A 10,257-nucleotide genomic window follows, 5' to 3' on the forward strand; every position below is an offset into this window, starting at 1 on the left:
CTGAAAGCACCCTCTTCACCCTCCCATCAGCAACAATCTCGGGCCAAACCCACCACAGCAGCACCACAACAAAAACCGCTTAATTCGGCAATTAAAAAAAAACGCCAGACAAGATTGCGAACGTAAAAAAAGGCCATTAACAGGGCACGATTCCCTGACACATTTCCCCGACAACATCCATAATTGTGCGCCATACTTCATGGCAGGCCGCTCAGGCCTCACAGCCCACCCTTCCCACAGGATGCCACCATGTCACTCCGTATCAATGACGTCGCACCGAACTTCACGGCGCGCACAACGCAAGGCACGATCGATTTCCACAACTGGATCGGCGATCAATGGGCGATCCTCTTCTCGCACCCCAAGGATTTCACGCCGGTTTGCACGACCGAACTCGGCTACATGGCCAAGATCGAACCGGAATTCACGCGCCGCAACGCCAAACTGATCGGCCTGTCGGTGGACCCGGTGGAAGAGCATGAAAAATGGGCCGCCGATATCGAGGAAACCCAGGGCGCAGCCGTCAAATATCCGATGATCGGCGACACCGATCTCGCCGTCGCCAAGCTCTACAACATGCTGCCCGCCGACGCCGGCGAAACCAGCGAAGGTCGCACCGCAGCAACCAATGCCACCGTGCGCTCGGTTTTCATCATCGGCCCCGACAAGAAAATCAAGCTGATGCTCACCTACCCGATGACCACGGGACGCAATTTCGACGAAATCCTGCGCGTGCTCGATTCGATGCAATTGACGGCGCAATACAAGGTCGCAACGCCCGTGAACTGGAAGCACGGCGACGACGTCATCATCACGCCCGCCGTGAGCAACGAAGAAGCCGAAAAGTCCTTCCCCGGCTTCAAGACCATCAAGCCGTATCTGCGCACGACCCGGCAGCCGGGCTGACGCGCGGTATCGACCGTATCGATAGAGAGGCCCGCGATGATTTTTCGCCAGCTTTTCGATCCTGTGTCGTCGACCTGGACGTATCTGCTGGGCGACGCCGCCAGCGGCGAGGCGCTGCTGATCGATCCGGTCTACGAGCAAGTGCCGCGCGATCTCTCGCTCGTGCAGGAGTTGGGCCTGAAGCTGGTGGCGACGCTCGACACCCACGTCCATGCCGACCACGTCACCGGCGCGTGGCGGCTGCGCGAGCGCAGCGGCAGCGAAATCGCGCTCGCCGCTGCCGTGAACGCGCAAGGCGTCAATCGTGCGCTGCGGCATGGCGATCGCGTGACCTTCGGCGGGCGATATCTCGACGTGCGCGCCACGCCCGGCCACACCAGCGGCTGCCTCACCTATGTGCTGGACGATCGCAGCATGGCCTTCACGGGCGACAGTCTGCTGATACGCGGTTGTGGGCGCACGGACTTTCAGGGCGGTAGCCCCGAGCAACTGTTTGCCTCCGTGCGCGAGCAGATTCTCAGTTTGCCCGACGATTGCCTGCTCTACCCGGCGCACGACTATCGCGGCATCACGGTCACGAGCGTCGCCGAGGAGCGGCGCTTCAATCCGCGCCTGGGCGGCGATGTCGATATCGGCGATTTCGCGGGTTATATGAACAACCTGAATCTGCCCCATCCGAAGCTGATGGCCGTGGCCGTACCCGCGAATATGCGCTGCGGCAAGCCGGACGGCGCGGCTCCCGTACACGAAACACCCGAGTGGGCGCCGCTCACGCTGCGCTTTAGCGGCGTGTGGGAAATCGAGCCGATGGCGCTGCTGGAGCACGGGCACGAATGGCAGATCGTCGATGTGCGCGAAGCGTCCGAGTTTATCGATTGCCTGGGGCATTTACCCGACGCGCGGCTCGTGCCGCTTTCACAGTTGACGGCGCGCATTGACGAACTCGATCGCGAGCGGCCGGTGGTCGCGGTGTGCCGTTCCGGCGTGAGGTCGGCGCAGGCGAATGTGCTGCTCGGCAAGGCCGGTTTCACGCAGGTGGCGAATCTTGCAGGCGGGATGCTGCGGTGGCGCGCCGAGGGTTTGCCCGTTGCCGAGGGTGGTGCGACTGGGTAGCGTCGCCGCCTGAGTTGCGGGCGACGACGCTTTCGGTTGCTGTTATTCGTCTTTGCGATACTCGTTTAGCCACGGACGAATGTTGACCTTGCCGTCTACCAGACCCAGTGCTTCGAGGTTGAGGGTCCAGTGTCTGCCCGGTCCAGGCCGATCGAAACAAGGCTCGAAAACGTCAAGATCCTGCAAGATCGCGGCAAGCTTGCTGGTATTCGGTGCATTGTTGCCACCAGCCTGCACATAAGCGACGCCGAGACCCATCTGCTCTGTGCCCGCCGGCACGTTGACCGCATTGTTGGCGAGAGAAAATGGACTCTGCCCAAAATGGACGAAGAGATTGGTCAACGTCCGATCAATCAGATCGTGATTGAAGTTCAGTGGTCCGTTGATCGCGATCTGGTGATCTTCGATCCGATACTCAAAGCGGTTGCCGTGGGACGGCGTAAAGCATTCGACCCAGTCGCTGTCGTCGTTACCCCGAATAACCTGCACGGGAGGCCGTGGCTCAGGCACATTATTTCCGCCGTTGCCCGTTGCCCCTCCATCCCGTCCCAGGTCATACCCAATCATAAAAAGCGCCGCCTCCAGCGCACGCAGCCTGCGGGCATCGGACTCAATACCAGCGAATCCGCTGGCGCCCCCCGCCAACCGCTTCGCCATTGTCGAAAGAAGCCAGCTCGCGCGCAGATTCCAGGCGGCATACAACCTGCCGCCCCCAAGCCGCAAAAAGTCGAACCGGCCTTGACGCGGATCGCGCACAGGCGGATTCACTGCATTCTTCGCGCTCTTCGCCGGCGCCCACGGGAATTGCAGTTCAGCAGGCACCGATTCCAGCTTCCGCTCCACGCAAAACTTCACGATCGCCATGCCAAGCGCTGCCGCCACACGGCTGTCGTAAATCACAAACTCATTGCAGACGAGCGAATACGCCTTGCTCATGCCTGAATTGAAACGCAGATCCTGCGCGTCGCCCGCGTTAAGCGCGTCGCGTGTCTTCGCGACCAATGCGGCAAGTCCCGCTTCGTTGGCCGTCAACCAACTGACATTGCCCGCCTGCACGCCGCCCCAGGCCATCAGCGCACACATTAGCTCGCAGGCGCGTTTGTCGTCGCCCGCCAGCAATGCGTCTACCAATCCTTTCTGCAACGCCTCGAGCGCCTCGGCGTTGGATTCGAATGTGTGACCTGCGGCAACCCCAAGCGCCTTTACGCCGCCATGCGGCCAATAGTAATTCTTATAGGCATCAAACAGGCTCCCGCACGACCAGTGCCGATTCCATTTGCGCATCGTATAAGCATGCGCAAACGTTTCATCGTCCAGTTTTTCGCTCATCCAGTCGATAAACTGCGCAACGAATTCATGATTGACGTATTCGTCTTTTGTCATTGCCCGGCCCCGTAGCTTCATTCACAGTGTTATTCGTAGCGTCGCGCACCAAGATCCATAGCCGCGACGGCAAGCATTATTCCATCCCATTCGGTCAAACGCTGTCCGAATCCACCTGCCATCGCGCGCCACGTATCAGGACACCGTTTGGCCGAATCAAGGGGGATGCTTACGCCATTCCGAATCGACCGAGGAAATGGAATGGATACGACAGCACTGCAGCACGCCGCCCAACTGATCGACAACGCCGACGCGCTCATCATCGCCGCGGGCGCGGGCATGAGCGTGGATTCCGGCCTGCCCGACTTTCGCGGCTCGCGCGGCCTGTGGACCACGCTGCTGCCCGAAGGCTTGCACGAACGCGATCTGCATGCGTGGACGCAAGGCCGCTGCTTCGAAACCGATCCCACCCAGGCATGGCGCTTTTATGGCGAAGCCCTGCGCGTTTGCGAATCGACTGTGCCACACGCGGGCCACGCCTTTCTACTCGATTGGGCCGATCGAAAACCTCACGGCGCCTTCGTCTACACGAGCAATGTGGACGGCCATTTCGAGGCGGCAGGCTTCGCGCCCGCACGGATTGTCGAATGCCACGGTTCGATCCGTCATTTCCAGTGTGCGCGGCCCTGCTCACCGGACATCTGGCCAGCCGCGCACGGTGACGGTGCCCCGACACTGCCGCGCTGCCGCCGTTGCGGCGCGCTGGCCCGGCCGAACTTCCTGCTGTTCTCGGATCCTGCATGGGTCGTGGCGCGCACCAATGCGCAGCGCCTGCGTATGGAGACGTGGCGCGCGGGCCCCTGCAAACCGGTTGTGATCGAGATTGGCGCCGGCCTTGCGCTGCCCGGCGTGCGCATGTTCGCGCAGAGCCTGCGCCTGCCGCTCATTCGCATCAACACCGATGCGACCGAACTCTACGGCGCGGCGACGATCGCGCTCCAGGGTCGCGCGCTCGACGTGCTCACGCGTATCGACGCTGCGCTCGCGAGAGTCCACGCGCAATGAAACAAACCTCGCTACACTCGTGCGCCCCGTTCAATGCGCGAGTCACCATGCAGCTCGAAGAGATTCTGCTTTCCGCCCTGCCCTTTGTGGAAGACGCCACCAATGTGAGTGTTGCAGCCGAAACAGGCATCCCGTTTTCGCGGATTGTCGAAGTCGTCAACGCGCGCATGGATAAACCGCGGCATGAGCGCACCATTCGCCGTTATGTCACCAGGATGGCGCCCTATGTCGACAAGGTGGGCAGTACGCGGGCGGCGCGCTGGTTCAAGACCATCAATACTGAGATGCTGAACAGTCAGGAGCATACCGACACGAATCTCGCCATCGCGCTGCTCTCTCTGGACCGCAGCCCGTATCAAAGTCTGCCCAGCGCCGTGATGATTGGCCTTGAGCCGGCTTTCGCGCGCGCCCGGGCGCGGCTGAGGCTGGCTCAAGACGGCACGCTCGGCCGCGCGGGCGTGGCGTGGAAAAGCAAGGTCGCACGCATCGACGGCACTCAACCGTTGATCTTGCCTGCGATCGACGCCGGGGTTTACCGGCAGGTCTCGGATGCCTTGCTGCACGATCGCAAGCTCAGCTTCGACTATGTGCGGCCCGAGGACGAAACGCAGACAGGCAAGCGCTACGAGGCGCTTTCACCGCTCGCGCTCGTCAATCGCGCGGGCGTCTTTTACCTCGTCGTCATGGGGGCGAAAGCGGGTGAGACGCGCCTGTTCCGGCTCGACCGCATCAAGGAGGCTCAAGCGCTCACGCATGCCGCCGAGCGCGATGCGCGCTTCAATCTCGATGCCTATGTGCGCAATGATCAGGCGCTGCACTTCTTCCCCGAAGCCGAAGTACAGCTCAAGCTTCGCATTCATGCCAGCCGCGCGCCCCATGAACGCAGCGCCGCCCAGCACATGCTCAACGAATTCAAGCTCCACAAGGATCAGCAAATCGACTGGGCGCCCGACAAACGCTCCTTCGTGCTGACCGCCACCGTCAAACCGTCGGTGATGCTGCGCCGTTTCCTGCACAGTCAGAGCGATTCGATCGAAGTGCTCGCACCCGCCAGCCTGCGCGAGGAATTCGCCGCGCGCGCCAGCGTCATGGCCGCACGTTACGCACACGCAGCCGGTTAGCCGCGCCCGCCTGCATCACCAGAACTGCGGCAACGCCCCCACTCCAGGCCTTGCCGCCGTCTTGCGCCGCCGACGCAGTTTCACCGGCGCGCGCGCAATATCGCCCCATGTCTGCGCGGCCAGACGCACAGCGCAATCGAACGATTCGTCCTCCACCGTATTGCAATCGTCGATGGTGATCTGCCACCCGCGCCGCGTGCGCTCGCAGCGCACGCGGTCGTCCTCCATCAGATCGCTATACCAGCGCCAGACGCGCGCGTCGTCGATATTCGCGTCCACGGCGGCGGCGAGCCGCGCCATTTCAATACGCTGCAGTTGTGTGCTCACGTTATTCCCCTGTCGATAAGCGCACTCGTTATTGCCATTCGCCGCGCGTCACCACGCAAGCTTCGCTTCGACGCCGACATAATCGGCATTGCTCGCGCCGAGCGCGCGCAGCGAATCGCCCACTTCGAAATGCACCGCCTCCAGCGCCAGCGCCACGTTGTCGTTGACGATCCAGTCGGCGCGTACCTGCGCATACATGCCCGTCCACAGATTGCCCTTGCCTGCGGTGCCGGGCACCGTCGCCATGCCTTGCCCGTAGACCGCGTCTTGGGTCGTATCGCGCCACTGGAAACCCAGCGCCGTCATCAACGTGAGTTTCGGCGTGAGCTTGAAGGTCAGCGACGGCTTGACGTGAATCAGGTTGCTGTAGCCCGTATAACCGGCCAGCGTAAAGTAATAGCCGTTCGGAAATAGCGGATTGAAAGTTCCCTCGTGGCCGTCGCCGGGATGGTGATCGCCCGACGCGCCATCGACCTGCACGCCAAAGCGAGGCGTGCCCGGCAACGAGGCGAGCGTATAACCGCCCAGAGCGCCGAATGCCCACGCGCCGACTGTCGCCTCGCCCACATGACCGGTCTGCACCATCGCCTCCACATCCCAGTCGAACGGCGCACTCTTGCCCGCATAGCGCGCATCGAAAACGTCACGCCGCTCGTCGCCGCTGGCGTCGATAAAGCGCGCGTTATCGCGCTCGTAGCGCGACCAGTACGCGGACAGATCGCCCGGTCCCACGCTCGCGCGCTCCACGCGCACGCCGCTGAACGTCAGGTGCCGGTTCGAGACATCGTCGAAGGTATCGACATCGCGGTACTGCACCGGCTGCGTCAGATAGCCGATAAAGCGCCATTTGCCGACCTCGTAGTCGGCCCATAGCGCGTCGAACGCCTGGCGCACGTTCGGGCCGTCGCGCACGGAAACGAAGCGCTGCAAGTCGAACGCCATTTCCTGACGCCCCACCCGCGCCTTGAACGTGCCCGGGCCGACACCATAGACAAACGCGACAAAGGCCTGCTCGATATCGAGCGGGTTCTTGTCCACCGGCGACACGGAGTCCTTACCAAACGGCCGTGCATCCTCTAGCTGAAAGAACGCCTGGACGTGCTCGCCAAAACGCGCATCGGCATGCACTTCGGCGCGCTGGATCACCCAGCTATCGGGCTTCGATGCGCCCAGACCGAAGAGCGGCGTATTGTTCAACTCGAAGCGCTCGCGCAGATTCGCGCCGAGCGAGAGATACCAGGCCGGATCGCTCGACAGCGGAATATATTTGAGCCGATCCAGCGGCTTGCGCGGCACACACGGCTTCGCTAGCGCGCCCCAATCCTCCTGCCAGCGGTTGAAGCTGGGAATCGGGCGCGTGACGTCGCAGGCCGCGTCGCCCGGCGCGGCTTGCGCGCGCGCCGCGCCCGCGTGCATCAGCGCACCCGCCACGAGGGCAAGCGCGGCACGGCGTGTCGTCAGTTTCATCGGCGCAGGAAAGCAGAGGCGCGTACGGCTCATCTCTGCGCTCATTTCGCCAGTTGATGAAGCTCCGCGACGTAACCGCCCGGGAACTCGACCATGGCCGTGCGGCCTTCCTCGTTCTGCGCGGGCGCGACCAGCACCTTCACGCCGGCGGCCTGCGCCTTCGCGAGCGTCGCGTCCAGATCGGTAACGCGGTAGCCCGTCGTTTCGCGGCCGTACGGGTAAGGCAGCTTGCCGTCGGTCACGAACACCAGCATGTTGCCGAAGGCCGATTCGATACGCACGCGGCGGATCGTCTCGCCGTTCTTGCCGATTTCCGTGCCGTCAGCGTGACGGTTATCGGACACGACCTTGCCGTGCGAGAAGCGCACGAAGCGGTGGATGAAATTCGACGCTTCGTACTTCGAAACATAGACGCGATTGTCCGGAACCAGTGCCAGCGGCGCATACGACGGGGCTTTGGTGTGCCAATAAAGCTGCATCGTCAGGCCGCCCGGCCACTGGATGATCGCGTCTTTGCCGATCGGATCGTCGAACGGTTCGACGATCACGTCCGCCCCCGCCGCACGCGCGGCATGCACGGCCTTGTCGATATCGGTCACCAGATAGCCGGTGCGCTCGTTGCCGAACGGGTACGGCACCGGCGTTTCGAAGCCGAACACCGACAGCATGCCCACCGGCGTCTGCACGTATTGCGAAGCGGTTTTGCTTGGCGTCGGCGTGACCGTGAAGACGGCGCGCGGCGAGGCCTTGCCGCCAAAGGTGGCGAGGAAGCTGTTGACGAAGGCGTCCAGGTCGGCGCTCGCCACATAGACGTGCGTCGTGTCGTATTGCGGGCCGACCGCGACCGAGGGCATCCGCGCGGTGCTTGCGGGATATTGCGCGTCGTCCGCATAAGCCGGGGAGGCAGCGCCGAAAGCCAGGCCAAACGCCGCGAAGGCAACTAGCGACGCGGCCGTCATGGCGCGCAAGGGACGGTTCAGGCGAAAGAAAGACACGAGTTGCTCCTGATGAAAATAGTAAGGATTTACCGAGCGGCGCGCGCGGCGCTGCCAGCGTTCGCCCGGCAGGCAAAAGCGGCAATCGCACCCAGCAAGGCGAGCGGCACAATCAGCGCCCAGAACGAAGCGGCCAGCCAGCCTATCGCACCCAGGCTCGCGCCCACTCCGAAAGCGAGCACCGGCGGCAACGTGCGAGCCAGCCGTTCGCGCACGGCACGTCGATCGACATGCGCGCTGCCCGCCAGCAGATCAAAAACGTCGATCACGGCCTGCGTGACATTGCCGGTCATGACCGTATTGGCGACCACGCTGCGCGCGGTCAGACGCGGATGCGCGTTCTGCACGCCCATCCCAGCCGCGCCGAGCAGGCCGCACGCGATCGTGAGCGGCGCATCGGCACTGGTGATGGGCGCAGCCGCAAGGCCCACGATCATGAACGCCGCCAGCAGCAAGATCTGCATCAGGTAAAGGCTGCCCACGCGCACGGCGTGGGGTTGCGCGTGCAAGCGGTCGGCCAGCACGCGTGCACCAACGATGCCCGCCACGAAGGCGGGAAACGCCAGCCACTTGATCAGCAGGCCGCCGCTCACGCCCGCGATGCCCGAGCCGATCATGATGAAATTGCCGGTGACGTGCGCCGTGAACAGGCCGAACAGCGCGACGAAGCCCAGCGTATCGACGTAACCCGCCACGAAGGCGAGCACGGTGTTCTCGCCGCGCATCGGGTCGAGCACGGTTTGAGTGGGCTGTACGGTGCTGTTCATGGCTCGCGGCTCGTGGAATCGGCCTTGTCGAGCGCCGCGCTCAACACCGCGCGCGGCGGCGCTGCACTCTGCGTCTGCGCCTGCGTTTGTGGCGCGCTCCAGTGCGCCTGCACGAACGGAATCGCATGCTCGCCGATCACGATGCCAAGCAGCCCGGCCAGGGCGATCAGCGGCGGCGCGGGCGACTGCACGCGCGAAAAATAGTAGAGCAGGCCGACCACGAGGCCCGCTCCGAGGGAAATGAGGTACGACATGTCGATCGCTCCTTGCTGCGCTCAGACGCGCGGTTCAAACAGGGACTACGCCGCTCAGGCCGACGCGCTCACGCGCCGGTGACTGCGCCGCACGGCGCGCAGCGCGCTTTGCCACGTCAGCCGGTATCGCCCAGCGCCGCCAATCGCCACGGTGCCAAAGAGGATCAGCAGCATCCACGCGAACTGCCCCTGTTCGAGCGTCCAGTCGGGATGAACCAGCGTGAGCGCGACGGCGGTGACGACGAGAATCGGCATCGCGGCGAGGCGCGTGAAGACGCCGAGCATCATGAGCACCGGGCACACCACCTCCGCGAAAATCGCAAAGGCGAGCGTGAAGGCGCCGCCCAGATGCAACGGGTCCTCGATCACGCCGAGTTGCGCGCGCACGTGCAACGCCTTCGGCAAGCCGTGCACGAACAGCACGAGCAAGCTGGCGCTCACGCGCAGGAACAGCAGCGCAAGATCGGCGCTTTCGAAACGTTTCATCACGACCCTCGCCTCAACTCAAAACGCGAAGCAGCTGCAACCGAGCGCGCCCCAGAACGCATTGGCGTCCCCGGCTGGCACGTTGCTGCGCCACGCCCAGCCGTGTGCATGCTGGTGCACGCCGCACAGATTCACGCAGGCGTCGCTGCACGACTGGGCAAGCGATGCATTCGATACAACGGGCTTGTAGCGCGCATAGCCGCCGAATTCGGCCACCGGCGACCACGACGGGCTCACCGGCAACGCGGGCGGACCGTACGAGGTGAATTCCTCGTCGGCGTAGACGACCCGGCCGTTCACCACCGTCAGCACCGAATTCAGATGCTTGATGGCCTCTTCGTCGATGGTGAAGAAGTCGTCGCTCAGCACGGCGAAATCGGCGTACTGACCTGGCACGAGCGCACCCTTTTTCGTCTCGTCGTTCGAGAACCAT

General features: G+C 63.4%; 12 protein-coding genes. 4 read left to right on the forward strand and 8 right to left on the reverse strand.

Going from position 1 to position 10,257, the window contains the following annotated elements:
- Nucleotides 1-249: 249 nt before the first annotated feature.
- Both VG320_RS27055 and VG320_RS27060 read left to right on the forward strand, forming a co-directional pair.
- Nucleotides 250-906: a peroxiredoxin gene (locus tag VG320_RS27055; RefSeq protein ID WP_327203144.1), complete on the forward strand. Its 657-nt coding sequence runs from the start codon at nt 250-252 to the stop codon at nt 904-906.
- Between the two features lie 36 nt (nt 907-942).
- A complete protein-coding gene (locus VG320_RS27060; protein ID WP_327203145.1) occupies nt 943-2,019 on the forward strand; it encodes a rhodanese-like domain-containing protein in 1,077 nt (358 codons plus the stop codon).
- Between the two features lie 42 nt (nt 2,020-2,061).
- Here the strand turns inward: VG320_RS27060 and VG320_RS27065 are convergent, their stop codons facing one another.
- Entirely contained in the window at nt 2,062-3,402 is a 1,341-nt protein-coding gene (locus VG320_RS27065; protein WP_327203146.1) for a hypothetical protein, read from the reverse strand.
- Nucleotides 3,403-3,603: 201 nt separating this feature from the next.
- On the opposite strand from VG320_RS27065, the gene VG320_RS27070 reads away from it, so the two are divergent.
- Nucleotides 3,604-4,407 carry an SIR2 family NAD-dependent protein deacylase gene (locus tag VG320_RS27070; protein ID WP_327203147.1) on the forward strand — a complete coding sequence of 268 codons (804 nt, stop codon included), beginning with the start codon at nt 3,604-3,606 and terminating at the stop codon, nt 4,405-4,407.
- Nucleotides 4,408-4,454: 47 nt separating this feature from the next.
- On the forward strand, nt 4,455-5,528 hold the full coding sequence (locus VG320_RS27075; protein ID WP_327203148.1) for a WYL domain-containing protein: 1,074 nt from the start codon (nt 4,455-4,457) through the stop codon (nt 5,526-5,528).
- A gap of 15 nt (nt 5,529-5,543) precedes the next feature.
- Here VG320_RS27075 and VG320_RS27080 read toward each other — a convergent pair whose 3' ends face one another.
- From VG320_RS27080 to VG320_RS27110, 7 genes are all read right to left on the reverse strand, one after another.
- A complete protein-coding gene (locus tag VG320_RS27080; RefSeq protein WP_327203149.1) occupies nt 5,544-5,855 on the reverse strand; it encodes a hypothetical protein in 312 nt (103 codons plus the stop codon).
- A 48-nt stretch (nt 5,856-5,903) separates the two neighbouring features.
- On the reverse strand, nt 5,904-7,355 hold the full coding sequence (locus VG320_RS27085) for an alginate export family protein (RefSeq protein WP_414696129.1): 1,452 nt from the start codon (nt 7,353-7,355) through the stop codon (nt 5,904-5,906).
- Nucleotides 7,356-7,363: 8 nt separating this feature from the next.
- On the reverse strand, nt 7,364-8,281 hold the full coding sequence (locus VG320_RS27090) for a glyoxalase (RefSeq protein ID WP_327203155.1): 918 nt from the start codon (nt 8,279-8,281) through the stop codon (nt 7,364-7,366).
- Nucleotides 8,282-8,346: 65 nt separating this feature from the next.
- A complete protein-coding gene (locus tag VG320_RS27095; RefSeq protein ID WP_327203150.1) occupies nt 8,347-9,084 on the reverse strand; it encodes a YoaK family protein in 738 nt (245 codons plus the stop codon).
- Nucleotides 9,081-9,338, reverse strand: a complete 258-nt coding sequence (locus VG320_RS27100) for a DUF1427 family protein (protein WP_327203151.1) — start codon at nt 9,336-9,338, stop codon at nt 9,081-9,083. The genes VG320_RS27095 and VG320_RS27100 overlap by 4 nt, the downstream gene beginning before the upstream one ends.
- A gap of 54 nt (nt 9,339-9,392) precedes the next feature.
- Entirely contained in the window at nt 9,393-9,824 is a 432-nt protein-coding gene (locus VG320_RS27105; RefSeq protein ID WP_327203152.1) for a DoxX family protein, read from the reverse strand.
- An 18-nt stretch (nt 9,825-9,842) separates the two neighbouring features.
- On the reverse strand, nt 9,843-10,257 hold a 415-nt coding region (locus VG320_RS27110; protein ID WP_327203153.1), incomplete at its 5' end, for an amidohydrolase family protein.

Origin of the sequence: Paraburkholderia sp. (assembly GCF_035948235.1) — a bacterium.
In the GTDB taxonomy this organism is placed as follows: domain Bacteria; phylum Pseudomonadota; class Gammaproteobacteria; order Burkholderiales; family Burkholderiaceae; genus Paraburkholderia.

Coding starts and splice junctions, on each gene's coding strand:
- VG320_RS27055 (WP_327203144.1), top strand. CDS start 250: ATGTCACTCCGTATCAATGACGTCGCACCGAACTTCACGGCGCGCACA.
- VG320_RS27060 (WP_327203145.1), top strand. CDS start 943: ATGATTTTTCGCCAGCTTTTCGATCCTGTGTCGTCGACCTGGACGTAT.
- VG320_RS27065 (WP_327203146.1), bottom strand. CDS start 3,402: ATGACAAAAGACGAATACGTCAATCATGAATTCGTTGCGCAGTTTATC.
- VG320_RS27070 (WP_327203147.1), top strand. CDS start 3,604: ATGGATACGACAGCACTGCAGCACGCCGCCCAACTGATCGACAACGCC.
- VG320_RS27075 (WP_327203148.1), top strand. CDS start 4,455: ATGCAGCTCGAAGAGATTCTGCTTTCCGCCCTGCCCTTTGTGGAAGAC.
- VG320_RS27085 (WP_414696129.1), bottom strand. CDS start 7,355: ATGAGCCGTACGCGCCTCTGCTTTCCTGCGCCGATGAAACTGACGACA.
- VG320_RS27090 (WP_327203155.1), bottom strand. CDS start 8,281: ATGACGGCCGCGTCGCTAGTTGCCTTCGCGGCGTTTGGCCTGGCTTTC.
- VG320_RS27095 (WP_327203150.1), bottom strand. CDS start 9,084: ATGAACAGCACCGTACAGCCCACTCAAACCGTGCTCGACCCGATGCGC.
- VG320_RS27100 (WP_327203151.1), bottom strand. CDS start 9,338: ATGTCGTACCTCATTTCCCTCGGAGCGGGCCTCGTGGTCGGCCTGCTC.
- VG320_RS27105 (WP_327203152.1), bottom strand. CDS start 9,824: ATGAAACGTTTCGAAAGCGCCGATCTTGCGCTGCTGTTCCTGCGCGTG.